This window comes from Bacillus massiliigorillae (assembly GCF_000380245.2).
Classification (GTDB): Bacteria; Bacillota; Bacilli; order Bacillales; family DSM-1321; genus Bacillus_AD; species Bacillus_AD massiliigorillae.
The window spans coordinates 3,055,708-3,079,439 of record NZ_HG428741.1; the positions used below are offsets into that span (position 1 = coordinate 3,055,708).

The following is a 23,732-nucleotide window of genomic DNA, read 5'->3' on the forward strand; positions in this document are numbered from 1 at the left end:
ATACCCTTATTCAAATTATTTTCAAACGTCATTTTAATAATTGAAACAATGTATGAGGAAGATGGAATTTCTACAAAAAAAATGTAGAACCAAGAACTCATACAAGAGTTATAATCGAGAAAAACTTGAACCGGAGTAAAAATAGTAATACAGACTGAAACCCACTCTATAGGAGTGGGTTTCAGTCTGTATTATATAAGCAATTACTTTATTATTATACTTCCGCTTTTGGCTTATCATCCCAAACAGGTTTTCTTTTTTCAAAAAATGAACGAATACCTTCAACAGCATCAGGATGTTTAGAATTACGAACAATAACTTCCGTAGCATAATTTAGCGCCTGGAAATCTTCCATATGTAACTGTTGATAAAATTGTCTCTTACCAATTTCGATAATATTTAAGCTTTGTTTTGTTACATCCTTCGCTAATTTTTCCGTTTCTTCATCTAATATTTCTACTGGAACAACTTTATTAACTAGACCGTTTTCTAATGCTTCTTGCGCAGGCATTAAATTCCCAGTGAATAATAATTCCGCCGCTTTCTTTCTTCCGATATTTCTACTTAAGAAAACCGCTGGAGTACTACAGAATAACCCACTATTAATACCAGGCACACCGAATTTTGCATTTTCACTTGCAACGGCTAAATCACAAGCTGCTACTAGCTGACACCCTGCTGCTACAGCTACACCTTGAACTTTCGAAATGACAATCTGTGGGATTTCTCGAATCGTTCGCATAACGACCTGACATGTTTGAAATACTTCTGCAACACCTAATTCAGAGTTTGTTTCAATTTCTTTCAGACTATGCCCCGCACAAAAAGCCTTCGTTGATCCTTCAATTACAACAACCTTGCATTCTCTTTTATCACCAATCTCTCGCAAGGCACTATTTAATTCTTGCAACAGCTGTAACGATAATGAGTTAAATTCTTTCGGATTCTCCAATGTAATGTATGCTATTTCTTCATTTTTTCTAACTGATAAAAATTCCACACTATCACTCCTCGTAAAGTTGATACTATGAGTTATTTACTGAAGCGAATTATTTTTAGAACTTTCTGAAATTAACCCTTATCATTATTTTAACTTAATTTGTAAAATAATGATATTTATTCAACTACATTTAGGAAAGTATCCTCTCTCTTCTTGCACTTTTTTAAGTGTTGTAGAAAGTCATTATCGGTTTTTTTCATCATATAGAAAAAGTCACATAGAGAAGGCTCTCTATGTGACTTTGCAAGGAATATATCTTTACTTCATATATTATTGGCTACTATCAGCATTTGTTTCCAATGATTTCTTTTCTATTTCAGCTGCAGTAAGACCTTTCTTTTTCAAACGATTCGCTACTCCTTGCTGCAATAAACAATAAATAACTGAGAATACAGGTACACCTATTAACATACCTATAATACCAAAAGCACTTCCACCTACTAGAACAGCAAATAAAACCCACATACTTGGTAAACCAACTGAATTTCCAACTACTTTAGGATAAATAAAATATCCATCAATACGTTGTAGTACGATAATAAATATAATAAACCAGAGAGCTTGCATCGGCTCAACCATCAATATGAGAAATGCTCCGATAGCTGTCCCAATAAACGCCCCGAAAATTGGAATTAAAGCCGTCATTCCAACTAAAAAGGAAATCATGACGCTATATGGCATAGATAAAATAGTCATACCAATAAAGCAGAGCACACCAATAATGATAGCCTCTAAAAATTGTCCTGTAACAAAACGAGAAAATATTCTATTAGAAAGCTCTGTTACTGAAATTATATACTCAGCGTTTTTATTTGGAAGAAATGCGTATAAAATCCTTTTTGCCTGGCTACAAAGCTTTTCTTTTTGTGAAAGAATATAGATTGAAAATACAATCCCTACTAAAAAATGAATGACACCACTAACAATAGATGTGGTAATATTCTTAGTTCTACTTAAAAAATTAATATTATCATTTTGTAAAAATGTCGTTACTTTTTTACCTAATGAGTCCCAATCAATATCGATATCTTTGAATGAAATACTAGGGATATTTAAAAATGCTGCCAATTTATCAGCCCAAATTTGGACCTGATCTAAATAGATGGGAATTTGATCCGCTAAACTAGCAAATGTTTTCTTAAGCTCCGGAATAATTTGGAACATTAATACGAAGATAACACCTGCAATGATGCCAACAGATAATAAAATACAAACAGGTCTTTTGATCTTGTTCCATAGCTTATAATTTTTTTCATTTAATTTCTTGAAAAGCCGCTCCTCAATAATTTTCAAAAGAACATTCAATATAAAAGCAAGACAAAGCCCAATAATTAAAGGAGCTATTAAGTTTAAAATAACACTCATATATGTAAGTATATAACCAAAATTTTGTAATCCAAGAAACATAAGAATAGATAGTGCAATAATCAATAAAATTCTTTTTATATTATGTTTATTTAATTCCATGATATATCCCTTTCTATATGTACGAACTTATAAGAAAATCTAATGTTGTAGAAATTTTACTATGAGGATTATTTACATATATAATGCCTCTTGATGATTCTCTTAAAACATTATAACTCTAAACGTAGCAGTAATTAAAATTTGTGTTTCATGTATCTATACATTTTCCCAATCACTAATTCCACCAAACATAATTAGAAGTATTCCGATTATTACAATTAGTACTCTTACACTTTTCAGACTTATATATATTGAAAAGTCACATAGAAATTGTCCCCATGTGACTTTTTTTTACTATTATTAGCGCTCTACATATTGTATAGCACGAGTTAAAAATGCAGAGAATTGACCTCTTGTTACAGCATCATTTGGTCTAAAAGTATTATCACCATAACCCATAGTAATATTAGCCGCTACTAATCGGCCAATATATTCATATGCAACTGAATTTTTTGAAACGTCACTAAAGTTAACAGGTGCTGTATCTGTTAGATTGAATGCACGAGACAAAAAGATTGCTAATTGTCCTCTCGTAACAGACTCATTTGGCCTATATGTTCCATCTGGAAATCCATTAATAATACCAGCTTCTACTGCAGACTGAATATAACCAGAAGCAACACTTGCTGCACCCACGTCTGAAAAACTAGTATTACGTTTTGTTCCGTCCAAACCTAACGCTCTACCAATCATAATTGCTGCCTCTGCACGTGTTACACTTTTCCCAGGTTTAAATGTACCATCCGCATAACCTGAAATAACGGATCTACTTACCAAAAAGTTAATCTCCTTATAAAAAGTATACTGTTCTGATACATCTGGAAAAGAAATAACAATAGATTCTTTTTTCTTAATGGTAAAGTTCACTACAGTTTGATTACCTGCAAAATCTGTAACAATTAATTGGTACTGCCCTTCTTGTTTCAATTCTGTTCCGTTTTGAATTAGTTCACCATTCAATGTTGCTTCGCCTTCGTTGAAGCCAATTGTTACAGTTGTCTCATAAACACCTTGATTTGTAACACCAGTTACTTCTGGTGCTGTTTTGTCTATTTCAAAGCTCATTGTTGTTTTATTTCCTGCAGCATCTGTAACGATTAATTGATAAGTACCTTCTTTTTCAACGGTTGACCCATTTGCAATTTCTTTGCCATTCAATGTTGCTTCGCCTTCATTGAATGCAATAGTAACAGATTTATTATAAATGCCTTTGTCTGTTACTCCTGTTACCTTTGGCGCTGTTTTATCCATATCAAAATACACTGTTGTCACGTTTCCGGCTTTATCTGTTACGATTAACTCGTATTTACCTTCTGCTTCAACTTCAGTTCCTGTTTCAATACTTTCTCCATTCAATGTTGCTTTGCCTTCATTAAATTGAATGGTTACTGAAGTATTATAAACACCTTGATTCGCAACACCTGTTATTTCTGGGGATGTTTTGTCAATTTCAAAGTTCACTGTTGTTACGTTTCCGGCTTTATCCGTTACGATTAGCTCATATTTACCTTCCGTTTCAACTTCAGTTCCTGTTTCAATACTTCCTCTATTCAATGTTGCTTTGCCTTCATTAAATTGAATAGTTACTGAAGTATTATAAACACCCTGATTCGCAACACCTGTTATTTCTGGGGATGTTTTGTCAATTTCAAAATGAACTATTGTTGTATTCCCTGCTTGATCAACAACGTTTAATTCATAACTACCTTCTTCTACTACTTTTGTTCCTGATTCAAACTTTTTACCATTCAATGTCGCTACGCCTTCATTAAATTCGATTGTTACTGATGTATTGTAGATACTTTGATTGGCTATTCCTGTGACAATTGGAGCTGTTACATCTATAACGATTACCGCACTAGGCTCACTTTCATTTCCGGCCTCATCAGTTGCGGTAATGATTATCTCCGTACCAGCTTTTTGTACAGGAATTTTTATACTGAATTGATCATTTTCATTAACTTTCCCTAAACCTATCTCTTCAGTAGCTACCTTGACAGACACGGATGCTCCTTCTTCAGCCATACCTGTGATAACTGTATCTTGATCACTTACTTCATTTACAACAGGTGCATGAGGAGGTATAACATCCTTAACAGTCAGTATCTTCACGTCACTTTTTTGACCATGCTCATCTTTAGCCCATACTTCTATTAAGGTACCTGGGCTTTGACTTGGAATCTCAACACTAAAACTGCCATCATTCACTACAGCTGATTGATATAAATCATCATTTATTTTCACATAAACCGTCGATGAAACTTGAGATTCCCCAGTCACCTTCGTATCAATCTGACTTATATCATTTACCTTCAGAAAAGAATTAACATCTCCAATTTCAACTTCATAAGTTTCGCTCGTTAAGAAAGGAGCCTCATTTCCTTCAGGATTTTTGAATAAAGAATTGTGTTCTGAAAAATAGTATGTTGCTGTATTTGGTTGAACCGGAGCAGTAACATCTATTGTAAATTCATACTTATGATCCTCTAACTTGGAAACCTTCCCTAAGGTTTGTTTCGTACCATTTCCTTCATTCCACCAAAGTCTACCTTGCGATACACGATCCAAGAAATTCGCTGGGTCATATATATCCATTTTAATAGTTAGCTTCGAACCAACTTTTACTTTTGCTGGTGTAGACGCATTTAATTCTACTTCCATTGGTTCTAATGATACTTCTCCATTTGTTATACCTTCTTCAGATACAACTAGACTTTTTATTTCTCCACCCATTTTGACATTTGGAAATGTTACTCCTCCGTTATATCCAATCACTCTTATGCGGTATTCATCAGATGGTAAATTCACTTCTACATTAGTTGTTTTTAAACCATTTGTCTCTTCTCTCAACAAATAGCTCTTCCCTTTACTTCCTTCTACTAAAAGCTTGAGGTTTTTAATAGTTGTAGGGATATTTTCAACTGTTATTTTCGTATTAGGTTGCTTTTCTTTTACAGCTAATTCAAAATCGGGACTAGTTAGGTAAGGTGTTTCATTTCCTTCGGGGTTTTTAAACAGGGAATTATGCTCTGAAAAATAATATGTTACCTTTCCTGCTTGAACTGGTGCTTCTACATCAATAGCAAATTGATATTTTTTATCTTCTACTTTGCTAATTTTACCCCAAATTTGTTTATTTCCTTTGCCCTCATTCCACCATAGTCTTCCTTGAGATGCACGATCTAAGAAATTCGCTGGGTCATATATATCCATTTTGATAGTTAGCTTTGACCCGACTTCTACTTCCTTTGGTGTAGAAGCATTTAATTCGATGTTGATTTCTTCTAATGATACTTCTCCATTTGTTGTACCTTCTTCAGATACAACTAGACTTTTTATTTCTCCACCCATTTTGACATTTGGAAGTGTTACTCCTCCGTTATATCCAATCACTCTTATACGATATAGATCTGGTGGTAAATATGCTTCTACACTAGTTGTATTTAAACCCTTTGTTTCTTTCCTCAACAAATAACGATTTCCACTTGTACCTTCTACTAATAATTTAAGATTTTTTATATTTTCCGGAATGTTTTGAACAGTTATATTGACCCTATGATTGGAATTATTGACATCGTTCTCTCCGCTCTCAAGTGCATAAGCTATTAATCCACTTGTATTGGGTAATATTAGGATTGCAATTAATATTGCTATAAAAGTTTTCCTCATATCATACCTCTTCTATTAATAATTCACTCTATTAGTCTAATTACCTAATTCCAACTTGATGAGAACTTCTCTATTAAAATCCCTCCTCCGAATTAAGGATTTCTTATGAAACCGCCTTCAAAAGTATATCACCAAATTTTTGAAGTTCTTTATAGATGTATTACTGTAACAATTGCCATTAATTGAAAGGTTCCAAATAGTATTTAAACACTTTCAATTCCTTACAATAAAAAATAAAAGACGCCCTAAAAGTGAGTTTTATCACTTTTAGGGCGTCCTTCATTTCTTTTTCCTTATTAACTTATTAAACCAATATCAATTGGTGTTACAACTTCATATATCTTGTATAGTTAATTCATATCAATGACCAGCCACTGATTCATCAAAGTGAAATTCAGGTGGAGCTTTTGTAAAAAATTTAGTTACATATAATAGAAAAGTTAATCCAATTGCCATCCAAACTAATCCAATCATCATAGCTGAGTGATCTAGTTTAAACCATAAGTAGCCATTGAATATAAATCCAATAATAGGAATTACTACATAGCCTATTATTGAGGTTATTGTATGACTTTTCTCTTTCCTGAAATAGTAAAAGATGACGGAAAGATTTACAAATGCAAAAGAAGTAAATGCCCCAAAATTAATGAGAGATGTTGCTGTATATAAGCTAATAAATAAACCAGAAGCTGCAAGAATCGCAGTTAGAATAAGATTAAAAACCGGTGTTTTCATTCGCGGATGTATATAGGAAAATGCCTTCTTAAATAAAATCCCGTCTCTCCCCATCGCATATAATAAGCGAGATGCACTTGTTTGTGCAGCCAATCCAGATGCAATACAGGCTGTGAGTGCCCCCGAAAGAAATATTGCCTGAAATAAATTTCCACCTATATAAAGAGCGATATTAGGTGAAGCACTAGTTATATCCTGGGAAACTTCTTTAAGTGAAGCCAGGCTAGGAAACAAGCTCTGCATAAAATACGAAACGGTTAAAAAAGAAAATACCTCCAAGAAAAGCAACTAAGAAGATAGCTCTTGGAATATCTTTTTTCGGATTGACTGCTTCTTCTGACAATGTTGTAACAGCATCAAATCCAAGAAAGGATAACACCAAAATGGATGCTCCAGCAAATACGGAAGAGAAGTTCATCGTTTCAGAATAAAAAGGATGAAAAGAAAAGCCCCTAGTATCTCCTGTAAGAATAGCGTGGGCAGTCAAAATGACGAAAATAACCGCAACCAATGTCTGAAAAACAACCATTAAGATATTAGCGGAAACGGCAACCTTTACACCAGCGATATTTAATATTGTAATTAAAGTAATCATTCCAAGTATCCAGACCCATGGAGGTACAGTAGGGAATACAGCAGAGAGGTAAATATTCACAAACAGTGCGTTAATCATTGGGAGGAACAGATAATCAAGTAAAACTGCCCATCCTACTAAGAAACCGAGGCTTGAATTCATCGTTTTTCTCGTGTAGGTATAGGCCGAACCGGATGATGGAAAAATCTTCGCCATTTTAATATAGCTATATACTGTAAATAACACAGCAATCATAACAAGTATATATGAGGCGGGAACATGACCATTCGTTAATTCAGAAATAATCCCAAATGTATCAAAAATAGCAAATGGTGACATATACGCAAGCCCAAGAAATAAAATATGTCGTAACTTTAATTCTCGTTTTAATGTTATCTCTCCTGCTCCCATTTTTAACCCCTCGCTCTCTGGTTATCTTTTGGAATGTAGAGGTCATTCTCCCACTCCATCAAAATTCCATATTTTAAGGATTCTTCGTCTTCAGGGATATAGTTGTTCATTATTTTTTTTACAACAAAACCATTACTCAATTGGAATGTGATGACAGGATCAAAAATATTTTTAAGAGTAACCTGTTCAATGTATTCATTTATAAGCATTTCGTCAGCATATTTATGATAATAAGGAACTCTTCCACCTATCATAATGCTTTTTAAATTAAATTTCCGGCAAATATTTTTGCGTATTTCATACAATCTTCGACCAAGTTTCATCTTTCGATAATCAGGATGGACAGTAACGTCAATTCCATATAAATGTACCCCATTTGGATTGTGATTTCGGATAAATCCTCCATCTGATATTTCATAAAATGAGTGTCCTTCTCTATAGTTATCAAAATTCACAATTAAACTTGAGCAAGATCCCATAATTTCATCTTTATACTTGATACAAGCTTGCCCTTCAGGAAAAATGTCCAATTGACTCTCTAAATGCTCCCGTCTATATGCTATTCTTGGATCATATACGATTTGAGACAACTCAACGACCTTATCTATATCTTCATGCCTAATAGCATGAATGGTAATCTCCTCTTCTAATTTACACTGATCTTTTACCATAAGGTTTCATCCCCTATCTAATGAATTGTGTTCTAATAACATATAAAGTGAAACTTTAATCAACGGAAGGGCTTCATTTATATCCCACTTACTGTTAGTTAAACCAATCGAGTTCTTAGCTTTCACTAAACCTCTCACTTAAACCACTTTGTTACTTCTGCATTATAAAGTGTGAGATTTAGTGCTAGTTTGAATAGGATAAATTAAGTGACAAATATTCAGTTTACTAACTCTGCAAATGGTAGGACTGATTTCTTTTATTGACACCAAGATATTTATGTACTTTTCTACTAGTAGTGATACCGCTTTCAATAGCTCCGTCAATAAAACCTCCCCAACCATTTGCATACGCTGTACCCGCTAAGAACACACCGTTTTCAGGGCGTTTCATTTCCTCAGAATAAGAGCTTAATTGATTCGGCTTCAGCATAGTCCACGATTCTAACGAAAACTCATCCGCGGTCCAATTATGACCAGTACTTTCTACAACTTCTATATCAGAAAGCCACAATCGCAATGCCTTTTCTACTGCGTATCGATCATTAGGATCTAAACGTTCGGCATCGGGACCAAAACCAACCACAATACTATCTCCCTCAACTGTAGTTTCCAAATGAGCTGAACTAAGAGAATACTCAGCTGGTGCATAACCTACAAAAGGCTCTATCTCTCCTTTTACTCGAGCCCAAACTTTTACACCTTTTGATACTTGTTTTTCCTTCACAAAAGCTTGTTTATCTTTTGACAACGTTGGTTTAAAATCGATTTTATCTAATGTACTTAAAGGAACGGTGACGATTACTGATTTCGCTTGAAGAGCTTGACCATTATTCGTATGCACCGTAACAATTCCAGCTTTCTGTTCAATAGATGTGACAGTTGTAGATAATCGGATTTCTGAATCAATATCGGAAGCAATGCTATTAATAAGTGAACTGGTTCCTGTCTTAAGTTTGAAAGATGCAACTGTATCAGCAAAAACATAACGATTGCCGTTAGAGAATATCCACCATCGAAACATTTGTGTTATAGCTCCCTCTTCTGGCGGCCCATTGAAATCTGTTGCTAGCAAACTACTTAAAAAATCATATTCTTCATTTGTCAGATCAAATTTTTCTAAATACTCAATAGCGGTTGTTCCATCTAATTCTTGTAACGAAGAAGATTGTAAAGGACGGTAAGGAAAAGGAAGATGATTTTTCGCTTCCTCCATTAAACGCTCGAAGCTCCCTTTTACAATTGCGTTTAGCTCTTGTGGAGCTCCAGATCGCAATTTTCCACCGGTAATCCAATATGCCTTCTTTGCTGAAGGAATCCGATATATATCAAGACCGTAACGTGTAATCTCAGTCCATATATGCGGCTGGTACCAATGTACATAAGTTCCACCCATTTCAAGATCTAGTCCTAATCTACGGTCAGTCCACGTACGTCCACCTAAACGATCTCGACCTTCTAGTACAAGTACACGATGTCCTAACATCTCAAGTTCACGTGCTGCAACTAATCCCGCAAATCCCGCTCCGACAATAATGGCATCATAGTTTTTTGAATCATTATGGTTAATCATCCTCTATACCCCCGTTTTTTTCGCAATAATTAAATTTCTACTTAAGAACTCGTACTTTCATATTGCTCCTGCTTTCTATTTACAGTGTTATGAAGACTAGTCCATTCAATAATGTAGTTAGCCAATACTTTTGTCACTTTAACTACACTATCCAATTCAACAAATTCATCAGGACCATGTATGTTCCCACCTGTAGGACCGAAGCATATTCCAGGCTTGTTGTAATATTGGGTAAAGCGGGCATCATTTCCAGAAGCCCGACCTATAATCTCTACTTTTTCCCCCAAAATGGTAGAAGCAGTCTGAAGAAATGATGCTACAAATTCGTGCTTCGGATCTTGGTACCAAGGCTCTGTCGACCAACCAAACCATTCAATTTTTGGCACATTCTCTTTCAACCACTCATCCTCATTCGCTACTCTAGCAATTGTTTCATAGATTAGCTTTTTAATACTGTTTCTATCCTCCCCTGGAATAAACCCGATACGGCACTCCAAGACTGCATGTCCTGCAACATTTGACACCCAATCTCCAGCGTGAAGTGTCCCTGGATTTAAATGAACCGATTGACCTGATCCTTTATTAAATAAATCGAATTGTATTTCTTTTGCTCTTTTTCTTCCTAATTCTTCAAGTGCATGATAAATCTTATACATTTTGCCTATAGCATTTACACCCTCATGTGCCAATCCCGCATGGGCTGTCTTCCCAACTACCTTTACTCTGAAATACATAATCCCAGCATGGGCTACTGTTACATTTAAGTTGTGTGGCTCTGTTGAAATAAAACCATCTGTTACATAGCCGTCCTCTAAACATGCTAGTGCACCGCCACCACCACCTGCTTCCTCTTCAATAACACTATGAAGTTGGACAGTTCCTTGCAATTGAATACCTAAATCTACTAAAGTTTTTAAAGCAAACCAGTTTGAAATCAATCCTGCTTTCATATCCGCTGAGCCACGACCATAAAGTTTAGTCCCTTCTATCTCTCCATCCCAAGGCGATTTGGTCCACTTTTCTAGAGGATTTGGTGAAACAACATCGACATGACCATGCAAAGTCAAAGATTTGCCGTCACCTTTCCCTTTATACAATCCGATAATATTTTTACGATTCTCAAATGATATTCCTGAATCAACAAACGCTTCATGCGCTGTCAGTTTGCGATAATCAGGTATCACTTCCTTTACTTCCAATCCAATTTCTTCATATATTCTCTCCATGTATTCTTGCATTTTTTTCTCATTGCCAATTACACTCTCTATTTTCACAACTTCCTGTATGTGTCGAACTAATTGATCTTTATTTGCTTCAATATACTCGTCTATTTGTTGTTGATAAGTATTCATACCATCACCACCTATTTTTCTAAAAAATACTTTGATAAAATGTTATAATTACCCTAATTTAATTTCCGAAAAATCAGTAAATTAAAAAGAGAAATGCTCTCTTATAAAATGTCAGTATGTTTGAAAGGAGCCATTCTAACTATGGATATTAATCGTCTTCGATATTTTGCAACGGTTGTAGAAGAACAAGGAGTTTCCGCCGGTGCGCAAAAGTTAAATATTTCTCAACCATCCTTAAGCATCATGATTAAAAAACTTGAAGATGAGTTAGGTGTCTTGCTTTTTAAAAGAGAAAAGAAACGGCTAATACTAACTAATGCAGGGGATTTATTATACAAAAGATCCAAACATATCATTGCAGCAGTTGATAATATGCTAGTTGAATTAGACGAAGCTTCAAAAGGTATTCGTGGTGAAATAAAAGTAGGTTGTTCAACAGCAGCAAATTTAACTGTTATTCCAAGAATCGTTGAGACACTTCATAAAAACGCTCCACATATTACTGTCCGTGTCATTGAGGGGAATACTAAATTTATTGCAGAGCAATTACTTTCTAATCAGCTTGATGCAGCTATTGTTCGGACCAGCTTTTCAGATGATATTTTTGAAACATACTCTATTGTGACCGAACCAATAGTAGCATGTTTGCACCGTGATCATCCTTTCGTAAAAAAGAAATATTTACAGCTTAAAGACTTTGCTGAAGAAGATTTCCTCCTGAATACAACAACTACAGGTTCTGGTCTATCAGATTACATCCTCAAAATGTGTAAACAATCAGGATTTACGCCTAAAGTAAAATATTGGGGAACACAAGGCCTTCCTATGATGATACTAGCTAGCAAAGGTGTCGGCGTAACGTTTTTGCCAAAATCCTATATGCTGCTCCCATTTATCGAAGGAATGCCAGCTTTTAAAGAAATACAATCTCCTAATTTGCAATCAAGCCTAGAACTCATTACATTAAAGGATAGAATAAAAAGTACAGCCACTGAGCATTTCATTCAACAAGTAATTCAATTTTCCAAAGAATTTAATGATAGCATCCTTACAAATTGATTTTGAAATACTCATCTTACTTAAAAAATCATAGTGCCGCTTCTTTTTGTAAAAATTGTATATTTTTTATCTTAAATTGTTTTCATAAAAAAGTGAAATATATTCTTTTTATAAACTTGATAGATGATTGTCTATTAAGTTTGATTTTTGCAGAAAATATCAATCCTATAATTAATGCAAAAAGAAAATATATAAGTTTATTTCTTATTGTTTTTCTTATCATTTTTGGCATATAAAAAAGCACCCATTACGGATGCTTTTTTATAATTACCAAAACCAAAGGTTCCTTCTACATCTACAGCATCTATTTCTATGGTGACATTCACGACTCTCACCACATTCATGCTTTCTGTGACATCCTGATTCTCCTTCAACTACTGTCTCATGCACATCCCTTTCATGAACTGGAAAACAATGTTCATTTTTAATAACAGTACGATGCACATTGATTATTTCTTTAGGATGAATATGCTTAACAATAACTTCTTTAGTTCTTGTTCTTACTTCAGTCTCTGTCGGACAAGTAACAATTTCTTCTCTTCTTGACTCCTCTCCATGTCCATGACAATCCTTACCCATATTAAAAACCACCTTTTTATTTTTTAGCTTTCAATACAAGTTATGTGAAACAGTATAGGTTTGTACTAGACGTATTTATTAATATTTAAAATATCTGCTTGCTCTGTTTATAGATGAGGCCTGTAAAAAAATGAAATTGTGTTTAATTCTTAAAATTTACTGAACAATTTATTAAATTTCAATAAAATTAGTAACATACAATGTTTTTTAAACTATACTTAAATACTATACCTTATTGTTAACAAAAATAGGAAAAGGGAGGTTAGATTGGTAATGTCTCGTATAAAGCAAATCATTTATCACCCAATGGCTATCTTTACATATAAAACCGCTTTTTATCTTTTTATTTTGCTTAGTTTACTCTGGTTCTATGGTTTCAAGACGCCGAACGATTCGGGCTTTATATATGAAGAATTTTAATAAAGAAAGGATACTAATCGAATGAGTACACTCACTCTTAATACCTCAATACTTGAGAGAATCGATGAATGGGCTTTGAAAACCCCCGAACATCCTTGTTATATTCACAAAAATGACAGCTTAACCTATTCAACATTAAAGAAAGAATCTGATGCTTTAGCAAACTATCTATTAACAAATGTGACAACTAGGGTTAAAAATCAGCCAATTGTGGTTTATGGGCATATGTCTCCGTATATGCTAGTTTCTTTTTTGGCATGCTCAAAAGCCGGTCATGCGTATGTTCCAGTAGATATCTCTATGCCAACGGAACGTATCAAACATATTATCGATGCATCTGAACCTGCTTTTGTAATTTGTACGGAGGCACTTCCTAGTGAAATAATAAGCAATGATATGCCTATTATTCAAAATAAAGAATTACTGACTATTATTCAAGAAAATCTAGGAAAAAATTTAACCAATAACACATATGTACAAGATGAAGAAAACTACTATATCATCTTCACTTCTGGCAGTACTGGTACTCCTAAAGGTGTTCAAATTAGTCACAACAATCTTGTAAGCTTTACAAACTGGATTCTACAAGACTTTGACATTACTGAAGGAAAATGTTTTTTAAATCAAGCACCTTTTTCATTTGACTTATCTGTTATGGACCTTTATCCTGCTCTTGTATCTGGAGGGACATTGCTTCCCTTAGATAAATCAACTAGTGAAAATATGAAGGATCTTTATAAAACTCTTTCAGAGCTTAACATTAATATTTGGGTATCTACCCCATCTTTTGTTGACTTATGTTTAATGGATCCTAATTTTACTGAGGTTCAATCTAAAGAAATTACACACTTTTTATTTTGTGGAGAAACATTAACGAAACATACAGCTAAAGAATTAATGAAACGTTTTCCAAATGCAAAAATCTTCAACACATATGGTCCAACTGAAGCAACAGTTGCTGTGTCGTCTGTTCGCATAACAGAAGACATTATAAATACCTATCCAAGCCTACCACTTGGGAGAATTAAGGAAGACACATTGTTATTAATAACAGATGAAACAGGAAACCTCCTTCCAGAAGGCGAAAAAGGTGAAGCCATTCTCGTTGGTCCCTCTGTATCAAAAGGATATTTAAAAAACCCAACGAAGACAAAAGAGGTGTTTTTCAAATATAACCATACACAAGCATACAGAACAGGGGATTGTGGTTTAATTCAGGATCAAATGTTATTTTTCCAAGGAAGATTAGACTTTCAGATAAAGCTTCATGGATATCGAATTGAATTAGAAGATATTGAGAATAACTTAAAAGAAGTAAGTTATATTCATTCAGGTGTCGTTATACCAAAAATCCGCGAAGGAAAAGTGGATAGTCTTGTTGCTATGGTCATTCCAAACGAGCATTCTTTTGAGAAAGAATACCAACTTAGTGCAGCTATTAAAAAGGAACTAGCAAAATCTATGCCTTCTTATATGATTCCAAGGAAGTGGATTTATAAAACAGAATTCCCGCTCACTATAAACAGTAAGATTGACCGTAAGAAACTAAATAGTGAGGTAAATAAATGAGTACACCCTATGGATCAATACTGTATTTCGTAGTATTGATCGCTTTTCTTACCCCTATAATTATTGCTAATTTAATGGGAAAAAGGATACCAGTCTATAATGCATTTATTACGCTTGTCTTTCTATTCTTTATGTTTTCAGGAGATACAGTTCAAGGAATCGCCTTTATCTTTTTCGTTTTTTGGCAATTATCTTTAATTAGAATATATTTTAATTACAGACAAAAGAAGAATCATGGTGGAATTTTTGTCTTAGCAATATTGCTATCCATATTTCCACTCTTACTTGTTAAAATTCAACCATTAATCGATAATCATACTTCGCTTTTCGGATTTCTTGGAATATCTTATTTAACATTTAAAGCTGCTCAAATGATTATGGAAATCAGAGATGGATTAATTAAACAATATAACTCGTGGGACTTTGTGAATTTTTTACTGTTCTTTCCTACTTTATCATCTGGACCCATCGACCGATTTCGTCGTTTCAAAAAAGAAAGCGAGTCACCTATTAATCGTGAAAAATATGTAGATATGATAAATAGAGGAATTTTCTTAATTTTCCTTGGATTCTTATACAAGTTTATCATCGCATACGTCATACAAAATCATTTATTAAATATTATGGAGTTTAATTTAGAAAAACATATTTACTTCGGTTGGAGTCTAGTAGGCTATATGTATACCTATAGTATGTACTTATTCTTCGACTTTGCAGGTTATAGTGCTTTTGCTGTTGGCGTAAGTTACCTAATGGGAATTCAAACTCCGATGAATTTTAATAAACCTTTTGCGAGTCGTAATATTAAAGAATTCTGGAATCGTTGGCATATGAGTCTTTCATTTTGGTTCCGTGACTACATATTTATGCGTCTAGTATTCTGGCTTACTAAAAAGAAATGGTTTAAAAATAAATATCTTGTTTCTTATATTGGATATTTTGTTAACTTTTTTATTATGGGAATTTGGCATGGCCTACATTGGTACTATATCTTATATGGTGTATACCAAGCATTCCTTTTCATTACATTTGACATGTTTGAACGATGGAATAAAAAACGCAAATTCTACCCCGTAAACAAGGTAACTTATGTGATAGGTGTAGTTCTAACATTTCACTTTGTCTGCTTCGGCTTTCTGATTTTCTCAGGAATACTAGACAAAATACATTTTTAATTGTACGTACCGTATTAATGCTTAACTTAAAAGAACTAAACTAAAAAATTTACTAAGGTGGTAATTATCATGACATTTCGTGAAGAAGTTTTAGCAATATTAGAGGAAATTACAGAAACTGAAGAAGTAGTTGAAAATACATCGATTAAGCTTTTCGAAGAGGGATTATTAGATTCATTAGCAACTGTCCAACTATTAGTAGAAATTGAAGAACGTCTGAATATCATGGTGCCTGTAACTGAATTTGACCGTGAAGAATGGGGAACACCCGATCAAATTATTCAAAAACTTGAGGAATTAAAATGAAAAAGAAACTTTGGATGACATTTGGACCTGTGCTGGTGGCATTCATTATTTTTGGTTTCATTCTTGTTGATCCATTTAAGCTTTTTGACAACGTGTCCGACGAGATTATTACTAAAGGTGCTACTTCTATGAGTGAAAATGTCATTCAAGGAAATGTAATACAGGAGAATGCCCTCAAAACGGGAAAATATGTACCATTTTTTGGTTCATCTGAGCTATCTCGCGTAGATGCTTTCCACCCAAGTGTATTTTCAAAAAAATATAATTTAGACTACACACCTTTTTTAATTGGTAGACCTGGTACACAATCACTATCTCATTATTTGGATATCGTATCACTTGGCGACCATCTAAAAAATAAAAAGGTTGTATTTATTCTTTCACCACAATGGTTCCAACCATTCGGTGTAAATGACGGACACTTTGGTGGGAATTTTTCTCCACTGCAAGCATATAAATTTGCACTTGATAACCAACAAATTACACCTGAACGCATTTATGCTGCACGTCGACTATTAAGTTATCGTGTAGTTCAGAATGATTCAATATTAACAAATATATTAGAGGAAATTGCACACCCTAAGACAAAATCAACAGTAAATAATGTCGCCGCACGAATTGCTGGCAGTGTCAATCTACATATTTTAGAAAGAAAAGATGAAGTAGATTCGAAGGTTATTTTAACTTCCAAACAAGAAAGAATAGATAAAAGTCTAAAAAAATTACCGGACAAACTAGATTTTAATGAAATGGATCAATTAGCAGAACAAGAAGCTATAAAGAAAACGAACAATAATCCATATTTTATAAATAATAAGTATTTTAATAAGAAAATCAAGCCTAAAGAAGAAGCACTACGTAATAGTCGTCCTAATATGAGCTATGGAGATTCTCCTGAATTCGCAGATTTACAACTTGTTATGGATGCCTTTAAAAGAGTGAATGCCGACGTATTATTTATTAACCCTCCTATTAACGGAAGTTGGTATAAATACATCAATTTCCCTCAAAAAGGGCTTGATGATTATTACAAGAAAAGTAGTGAAATGATTCAAAGTCAAGGTTTTGCTTACTACGATATGTCACAATATAATCAAACACCTTATTATTTAAAAGATAGTATTCATCTGGGTTGGAGAGGATGGGTTGCTATTAATGAAGTTGTTTTTGATTTTATGAATCAACCTACAACTACAAACCATAAGCCTACTCCTCAAGATTTCTATCAAAAAATAAAACACGCAAAATAAAGACAAACGTTTGAAATGCCATCACATTTCAAACGTTTGTTTTTTTATGATTCTCATAATCACATTTACGCAACAGAAGATATAATTCCTTTAGCTTGAAGATGCTTACTTGCCTCATCGTTTATTGGGCTATATCCTTTTTCTAATAGGTCTTTAATATAGATTTTATTATACACAAAAGAAAAAATAATTCCTGGAATCCATGCACCAATACCAAAAGTGAAAAAAGATACACATGCTGCAATAATAAACATAATCGCCGCCCACTTCAAATCGCCTCTAAAAAGAGCAGGAAAAAATCCAAAAAAGAAAGTTGTCCAACTAAAGCCTAACTTAACCTCTTTCGTTACTCCTGCATTGTTTTTTAAAGTTATTTTCATCATTTATCCTCCCTTCTATAAATATGTAAAAAGACCCAGTAATTATATAATATTTCAAAATAATTAGCTTTTTCAATACATAGCCATCGTCCTTATGAAGCAATAATACCAAATAACTCTCTTACTATTTTCGTTCATTCTCAATCTACTAGCTCTGTAAAATCATAATCTCCCTAAGTGTTGTCATTCCAATATAAAAAGGGAGTGTTCAGAAAGTCTTTTAAACTAACTTTCTTAAACACTCCCACTTATCCAACTCAACCATCTTAAATGATTGACGTTTAAAAGTTCAAGCTACTTAGATTAATTTTTAGAGATTGCACTTAACGATCAACATACTTCAACGTACGAGTTAAAAATGCTGAAAATTGTCCCCTTGTTACAGCTTCATTCGGTCTAAATGTGTTGTCTTCATATCCTAACGTAATATTAGCTGCTACAAGTCGCCCAATATATTCATACGCTGCTGAAGTTTTAGAAACATCTTTAAATGTTACTGTTGTTGTCTCAGTCAACTCAAAACCTCTTGATAAAAAGATTGCCAATTGACCTCTTGTAACAGGCTCACTCGGTCGATAAGTCCCATCTGGAAACCCTTGTATGATCCCTGCATTTACAGCCGCCTGGATATAACCAGAAGCTACACTTGACGAACTTACATCTGGAAAACTTGTTACGGTCTGCTTCCCATCAAACCCTAACGCTCTCCCAATCATAATAGCCGCTTCAGCGCGGGTTACACTTTTTCCTGGTTTAAATGTTCCATCAGGATATCCTGATATAATAGATCTATTAACTAAGTAGTTAATTTCTTCATAGAAAGTATATTGCGTTGATACATCTTTAAATACAATAGAAGGTGTTTCCTTCTTCTCAATTACAAAATTCACTATCGTTTGATTGCCTGCTAAATCCGTAACAATTAACTTATACGTTCCTTCATCTTTTACTTCTGTTCCACTTGTAAAGGATTTACCATTCAATGTTGCTTTACCTTCATTGAAGCGAATCGTTACTGACGCATTGTATTTTCCTTCATTCGTTACTCCTGTTACAACCGGAGTAGTCATATCAATTGTAAAGCTTAACTTTGTGACATTTCCTGCTTCATCTGTTACAACTAATTCATACGTTCCTTCTGCCTTCACTTCTGTTCCACTTGTGAAAGCTTTACCATTCAATGTTGCTTTACCTTCATTGAAACGAATCGTTACTGACGATTTGTATATTCCTTTATTTGTTACTCCTGTTACTACTGGAGCAGTTACATCTTTTACGACCACTTTAATAGTTTTTGTAACAGTCGCTTTTTGACTGTCTGTTACTTGATAAGTTACTTTATATTGCCCTGCGTTTTTTGTATCTACTGTATTTTCTACAACTTCGATCTTTGAAGTAATCTCGCCATCCTCTTCATCTATTGCACTTACACCAACAAGTGGGTTAAATGATGTACCCATATTAATTACTAAGTCACTTGCACTAATTACTGGTTCGGAATTCAAGCTATTCTTCACCTGAAAGCTTTTAGTAATTGTATTTCCAAATACTGTTTTGAATTGGATTTCAATACTTTTTTTGCTACCGATATTTAAATTCAATACTTTGAATCTGCCGAGATAATCTAATTCAACCTTTTGATTTTCAATATACATATCCGCTACATCAATAGTTGTACCTTTAATATCTAACTTCCCATTAATAGCCTCTAACTTATTGTCAATCCGTACGGGTATATCTTGGACAGGATGATTGCTCATATTCGTAGAAGAAATTGAATTAGAACCACTTAATACCACGGTACCATTATATAAAGTTAGATTTCCTCCAAAGCTCATGCTTTTTCCGTATAATGATTCATTTACCTTTAATCCTCCATATGATTTTAATGCACCAAGAACATAAATGTTCCCATTGACTTGAACATTCCCGTTTATTGTAAGTACAGCATTAGGTCCAATATATACATCGCCATTTATTGTTTTATTAGACCAAGATGTATTGCTTGTGATAGCGGTTACATCTTCAAGTGGAACAAAATCTTCTCCTTTAAGAACTGTAAAAGATAATGGACTAAAGTCGTAATCTCTATTCCACATTTCTTTTCTATTATTCTTGTTATCTGTTAATGCAACTCGAAGAACTTCCCACTTTCCTAATTCTGTATTTAAATCCGTTTGTATAGTACCTACATATCGGTTCATTTTTTCGTTATATGTCAAGAAAACAAAATGATATTTTCCCGATAAAGGCGTTTCGTACGCAACTGAAATCTCTTTTATACCCGAAATATCATCTGTTGCCTCTAGGCTGATTTCTATTAAGTCTCCTACGGCTGCTTCATTCTTGCTCACTTTCATTGAATCTAGTTTGAGTTCTGGGGGTGTTATATCTACTGTGTTACTATTTTGTACATTGAAGGATAAAGATTTGAATTCATAATCCGTATACCACATTTCTTTTCTATTATTATCGTTATCTGTTAATGCAATTCGAAGAACTTCCCACTTTCCAGGCTCTGTATTCGAATCAATCTGTATAGTACCTACGTATCGATTCGTTTTTTCGTTATATGCCAAATAAACTAAGTGATATTTTCCTGATAAAGGCATTTCATACGCAACCGAAATCTCTTTTATACCTGAAATATCATCTGTCGCCTCTAGACTGATTTCTATTAAGTCTCCTACCTTTGCTTCGTTCTTACTCACTTTCAACGTATCTAGTTTGAGTTCTGGGGGTGTTACATCTACATTCTTTTTATGATCATTTTGTTGTTCAGCAACCGATTCTTTGTCTTCGACTGCATATGCTATTATCCCGCTAGTATTCGGTAATAATAAAGCAATAATTAAAAGTACAATAAAGTATTTTCTCATTAGTTATATACTCCTCTATTAAGTAGTTTTCTTGAAATATGCGCTAAAGATTCTCATTCCATAGTTTAACTAAAAACTATTGGACTATTATTCCTTCACTAAATGATTTCATCAAAATGAAATACACTTCATATTTCAACTAAAATACATTATTCCTCACCTCATTTCACACTTATCCACTTTCTCACTATACTAACGCTTAAAATTATATCAATATAATTTTAAAGTTTATATATGTATTAAAACAAATAAAAATTCTAATTATTCTTCAAAGTCCCCACTACTCATTATGTTTGAACCCCTCCATAGCCTTTCCTTTACGTAATAGAACACAAAAAGGCCCAAACCCTTGATATTTACTGGGTTTGAGCTATGTTTATTTTAATGACCCGAGAGGGATTCGAACCCCCGCCCCCATCCCTGTCAATTTTATAAATTGTCTTTTATTCAGTACTTTTGCATAAATCGATTCCATTATGTCTGATAATTCAGGGTTATTATGAGTATTTATGCAAATAGATTCTCTTAATTCCATTATTTCTAGAAATTCTGTGCAATTTTTGTGCAGTATTAAATGTGAAGACTAATAGAGGTGAAGGTAGGGTATCATCTAGAAATCGCAGACTCATATAAAAAAATGATTGGCTACCGATAGATTAAATCTAAATAAAGACACCTGCATATTGAATATCTAGTAATCATTGTGCAGGTGTTTTTACTGTGGGAACAAGTGTAAGTTATTCATACAAATTGAAAATGAAGACTATAGAAAACACAAAAATAATACTATGTAAAATTTCACACAGAACTACCATTTATCGAATAAAAGCTTCAATCATAATCAAATTCTAAGCTCTTTAAGCGTCTCTTGTATACAGATTTTGATAGAATTAAACTAATTTCATATAAAAGAAGGAAAGGAATTGAAACTAAGATTTCAGATAAAAAATCTGGTGGAGTAATCAAAATTCCAATAATAACCAAGATAACTAAGACGAAGTACGCATATTTTCTAATTTTTATTAATACATTAGGGCTTACAATTCCAATTGTAGTTAAAAACATCACTACTACAGGTAATTCAAATACAATACCTAAAGGTATTATTATATTAAAAAGAAATTTGAAATATTTCTCTACTGTAAAACTCGTTTCAAATAAATCTCCACCTAATGTTGAAATAAAATTCAAAATAGCTGGGAATACAATAAAATACCCAAAACATAAACCAACTATAAATAGAATAAATAACCATGGAATATAGGTTAGAGATTTCTTAATTTCAAAGGGTTTTAATGCAGGTTTTACATATAGCCAAATTTGAAGAGCTAATATTGGAATAGTCGCAGCTATTGCAATAACACCTGCAATCATAAAGTATACCCAGATGATATCACTTGGTCCAAGAACTATCAGCCTATAATCTAAATCATGAGCAATCCATTTATAAATTTTATCTACATCAATAAAACCAACTATAAAAAAAGCAACAAACACAATAGCTGTAACAATCAATCTATTTCGTAGTTCATTAAGGTGACTAATTATGTCTTCTTGTTTATTTGCCATACATCACTCAATCCTATCTACTTGTTGAAATTAATAGATTAACTAAAACATACATGTGTTTTATCCACCGATATAGCACATACTAATTTTCTTACGCTTATTAACTGATTGTTCTGTGCGTTCAGCAGAATATCGATCATTTCGTTGTTCCCACGCTGAGCGAATTACATGAATTATTTCTTCATCAGTTGAACCATTTCGTAATAATCTTTGTAAGTCCACTCCTTCAGAAGCAAATAAACAGTTATAAAATTTACCATTAGATGATAATCTACCTCTTGTACACGATGAGCAAAACGGCTTTGAAACAGATGAAATAAATCCCACCTCAGCTTCACTATCTTTGTACTTGTATCTTTTTGCTACTTCACCATAATATTCTTGAGTAGAAGGAATAAGCTCATTCTTCATTTGAAGTTGCTTCAAAATTTCTTCCTGAGATATAACTTTATCATAGCTCCATTCATTATCATTCCCGACATCCATAAACTCAATATAACGCAGTTCTATCCCCTGACGCTTGAAATAGTCAGCCATAGGCCCTACTTCTTCATCATTCTGGCCTTTTTGCACAACCATGTTAACTTTAATCTTAAAGCCCATATCCTGAGCATAATTAATATTTTCAACAATGATTTTTGAATCAAAGCCTCGCCCATTCAACCTACCAAATAGTTCTGAGTCCAATGCGTCTAAGCTAATATTTAATCGTCTCAGTCCTGCATCATAGAGTTCTTTTGCTTTGTTCTTTAGAAGAACACCATTTGTCGTTAATCCCATATCCTTAATACCATCGATTGCCTTTAGTCGCATAATTAGTTCTTCGACATTCGGTCTTAATAATGGTTCACCACCCGTTATCCTTACTTTCTTAACACCTAAAGAGACGAAAAGACACGACAAGCGATATATTTCTTCAAAAGATAACAATTCTTCTCTCGTCATAAACCTAAAGGAACTACCGTATATTTCTTTCGGCATACAATACGAGCAGCGAAAATTACATCGATCTGTTACTGATATTCGTAAATCATGTAAAGGTCGTTGCCATTGATCTACACTTGTTTGTATGGTCATGAATTCTTCTCCCCCAATAA

General features: G+C 33.7%; 17 protein-coding genes and 1 pseudogene. 6 read left to right on the forward strand and 12 right to left on the reverse strand.

All coding sequences use genetic code 11. The features are described from left to right. Nucleotides 1–214 precede the first annotated feature (214 nt). From TX86_RS14155 to TX86_RS14185, 7 genes and pseudogenes are all read right to left on the reverse strand, one after another. On the reverse strand, nt 215–1,000 hold the full coding sequence (locus TX86_RS14155) for an enoyl-CoA hydratase-related protein (protein WP_042349424.1): 786 nt from the start codon (nt 998–1,000) through the stop codon (nt 215–217). A 270-nt stretch (nt 1,001–1,270) separates the two neighbouring features. Further along, nucleotides 1,271–2,467 carry an AI-2E family transporter gene (locus TX86_RS14160; RefSeq protein WP_042349425.1) on the reverse strand — a complete coding sequence of 399 codons (1,197 nt, stop codon included), beginning with the start codon at nt 2,465–2,467 and terminating at the stop codon, nt 1,271–1,273. Between the two features lie 300 nt (nt 2,468–2,767). After that, nucleotides 2,768–6,136, reverse strand: a complete 3,369-nt coding sequence (locus TX86_RS25810) for an S-layer homology domain-containing protein (RefSeq protein ID WP_052343677.1) — start codon at nt 6,134–6,136, stop codon at nt 2,768–2,770. A 360-nt stretch (nt 6,137–6,496) separates the two neighbouring features. Continuing rightward, a pseudogene (locus tag TX86_RS14170) lies at nt 6,497–7,856 on the reverse strand (APC family permease). 2 nt (nt 7,857–7,858) lie between these two features. Continuing rightward, a complete protein-coding gene (locus TX86_RS14175) occupies nt 7,859–8,527 on the reverse strand; it encodes a GNAT family N-acetyltransferase (RefSeq protein WP_052343678.1) in 669 nt (222 codons plus the stop codon). A 226-nt stretch (nt 8,528–8,753) separates the two neighbouring features. After that, nucleotides 8,754–10,097 carry a flavin monoamine oxidase family protein gene (locus TX86_RS14180; protein ID WP_042349426.1) on the reverse strand — a complete coding sequence of 448 codons (1,344 nt, stop codon included), beginning with the start codon at nt 10,095–10,097 and terminating at the stop codon, nt 8,754–8,756. Between the two features lie 41 nt (nt 10,098–10,138). Beyond that, nucleotides 10,139–11,449 (reverse strand): ArgE/DapE family deacylase, encoded by a 1,311-nt coding sequence (locus TX86_RS14185; protein ID WP_042349427.1) that lies wholly within the window; start codon nt 11,447–11,449, stop codon nt 10,139–10,141. Between the two features lie 141 nt (nt 11,450–11,590). Between TX86_RS14185 and TX86_RS14190 the strand changes: the two genes are divergently transcribed. Continuing rightward, nucleotides 11,591–12,508 carry a LysR family transcriptional regulator gene (locus TX86_RS14190; RefSeq protein WP_042349428.1) on the forward strand — a complete coding sequence of 306 codons (918 nt, stop codon included), beginning with the start codon at nt 11,591–11,593 and terminating at the stop codon, nt 12,506–12,508. Between the two features lie 267 nt (nt 12,509–12,775). On the opposite strand, the gene TX86_RS14195 is transcribed toward TX86_RS14190, so the two are convergent. Then, entirely contained in the window at nt 12,776–13,087 is a 312-nt protein-coding gene (locus tag TX86_RS14195; RefSeq protein ID WP_052343679.1) for a CotD family spore coat protein, read from the reverse strand. 273 nt (nt 13,088–13,360) lie between these two features. Between TX86_RS14195 and TX86_RS26310 the strand changes: the two genes are divergently transcribed. The 5 genes from TX86_RS26310 (at nt 13,361) to dltD (ending at nt 17,807) form a co-directional block, all read left to right on the forward strand. Then, nucleotides 13,361–13,507, forward strand: coding sequence for a teichoic acid D-Ala incorporation-associated protein DltX (locus tag TX86_RS26310; protein ID WP_081707663.1), 147 nt, complete (start codon nt 13,361–13,363; stop codon nt 13,505–13,507). A 21-nt stretch (nt 13,508–13,528) separates the two neighbouring features. Continuing rightward, the gene (gene dltA, locus TX86_RS14200; RefSeq protein ID WP_042349429.1) at nt 13,529–15,076 is read left to right on the forward strand and encodes a D-alanine--poly(phosphoribitol) ligase subunit DltA; all 1,548 of its coding nucleotides are present in this window, start codon (nt 13,529–13,531) and stop codon (nt 15,074–15,076) included. Further along, nucleotides 15,073–16,251 carry a D-alanyl-lipoteichoic acid biosynthesis protein DltB gene (gene dltB, locus TX86_RS14205; RefSeq protein WP_042349430.1) on the forward strand — a complete coding sequence of 393 codons (1,179 nt, stop codon included), beginning with the start codon at nt 15,073–15,075 and terminating at the stop codon, nt 16,249–16,251. Before dltA ends, dltB begins: the two co-directional genes overlap by 4 nt. A 69-nt stretch (nt 16,252–16,320) precedes the next feature. Then, complete coding sequence (gene dltC, locus TX86_RS14210) at nt 16,321–16,557, forward strand: D-alanine--poly(phosphoribitol) ligase subunit DltC (protein ID WP_042349431.1); 237 nt, start codon at nt 16,321–16,323, stop codon at nt 16,555–16,557. Then, a complete protein-coding gene (dltD, locus tag TX86_RS14215; protein ID WP_042349432.1) occupies nt 16,554–17,807 on the forward strand; it encodes a D-alanyl-lipoteichoic acid biosynthesis protein DltD in 1,254 nt (417 codons plus the stop codon). Before dltC ends, dltD begins: the two co-directional genes overlap by 4 nt. 65 nt (nt 17,808–17,872) lie before the next feature. On the opposite strand, the gene TX86_RS14220 is transcribed toward dltD, so the two are convergent. From TX86_RS14220 to moaA, 4 genes are all read right to left on the reverse strand, one after another. Beyond that, complete coding sequence (locus TX86_RS14220) at nt 17,873–18,187, reverse strand: hypothetical protein (protein WP_042349433.1); 315 nt, start codon at nt 18,185–18,187, stop codon at nt 17,873–17,875. A gap of 323 nt (nt 18,188–18,510) precedes the next feature. Further along, nucleotides 18,511–21,066, reverse strand: coding sequence for an S-layer homology domain-containing protein (locus TX86_RS25815; protein WP_052343680.1), 2,556 nt, complete (start codon nt 21,064–21,066; stop codon nt 18,511–18,513). Between the two features lie 831 nt (nt 21,067–21,897). After that, the gene (gene tatC / locus TX86_RS14230; RefSeq protein WP_042349434.1) at nt 21,898–22,635 is read right to left on the reverse strand and encodes a twin-arginine translocase subunit TatC; all 738 of its coding nucleotides are present in this window, start codon (nt 22,633–22,635) and stop codon (nt 21,898–21,900) included. A gap of 60 nt (nt 22,636–22,695) precedes the next feature. After that, a complete protein-coding gene (gene moaA, locus TX86_RS14235) occupies nt 22,696–23,712 on the reverse strand; it encodes a GTP 3',8-cyclase MoaA (protein ID WP_042349435.1) in 1,017 nt (338 codons plus the stop codon). Nucleotides 23,713–23,732: the final 20 nt, after the last annotated feature.

Coding starts and splice junctions, on each gene's coding strand:
- TX86_RS14160 (WP_042349425.1), bottom strand. CDS start 2,467: ATGGAATTAAATAAACATAATATAAAAAGAATTTTATTGATTATTGCA.
- TX86_RS25810 (WP_052343677.1), bottom strand. CDS start 6,136: ATGAGGAAAACTTTTATAGCAATATTAATTGCAATCCTAATATTACCC.
- TX86_RS14175 (WP_052343678.1), bottom strand. CDS start 8,527: ATGGTAAAAGATCAGTGTAAATTAGAAGAGGAGATTACCATTCATGCT.
- TX86_RS14180 (WP_042349426.1), bottom strand. CDS start 10,097: ATGATTAACCATAATGATTCAAAAAACTATGATGCCATTATTGTCGGA.
- TX86_RS14185 (WP_042349427.1), bottom strand. CDS start 11,449: ATGAATACTTATCAACAACAAATAGACGAGTATATTGAAGCAAATAAA.
- TX86_RS14190 (WP_042349428.1), top strand. CDS start 11,591: ATGGATATTAATCGTCTTCGATATTTTGCAACGGTTGTAGAAGAACAA.
- TX86_RS14195 (WP_052343679.1), bottom strand. CDS start 13,087: ATGGGTAAGGATTGTCATGGACATGGAGAGGAGTCAAGAAGAGAAGAA.
- TX86_RS26310 (WP_081707663.1), top strand. CDS start 13,361: ATGTCTCGTATAAAGCAAATCATTTATCACCCAATGGCTATCTTTACA.
- dltA (WP_042349429.1), top strand. CDS start 13,529: ATGAGTACACTCACTCTTAATACCTCAATACTTGAGAGAATCGATGAA.
- dltB (WP_042349430.1), top strand. CDS start 15,073: ATGAGTACACCCTATGGATCAATACTGTATTTCGTAGTATTGATCGCT.
- dltC (WP_042349431.1), top strand. CDS start 16,321: ATGACATTTCGTGAAGAAGTTTTAGCAATATTAGAGGAAATTACAGAA.
- dltD (WP_042349432.1), top strand. CDS start 16,554: ATGAAAAAGAAACTTTGGATGACATTTGGACCTGTGCTGGTGGCATTC.
- TX86_RS14220 (WP_042349433.1), bottom strand. CDS start 18,187: ATGAAAATAACTTTAAAAAACAATGCAGGAGTAACGAAAGAGGTTAAG.
- TX86_RS25815 (WP_052343680.1), bottom strand. CDS start 21,066: ATGAGAAAATACTTTATTGTACTTTTAATTATTGCTTTATTATTACCG.
- tatC (WP_042349434.1), bottom strand. CDS start 22,635: ATGGCAAATAAACAAGAAGACATAATTAGTCACCTTAATGAACTACGA.
- moaA (WP_042349435.1), bottom strand. CDS start 23,712: ATGACCATACAAACAAGTGTAGATCAATGGCAACGACCTTTACATGAT.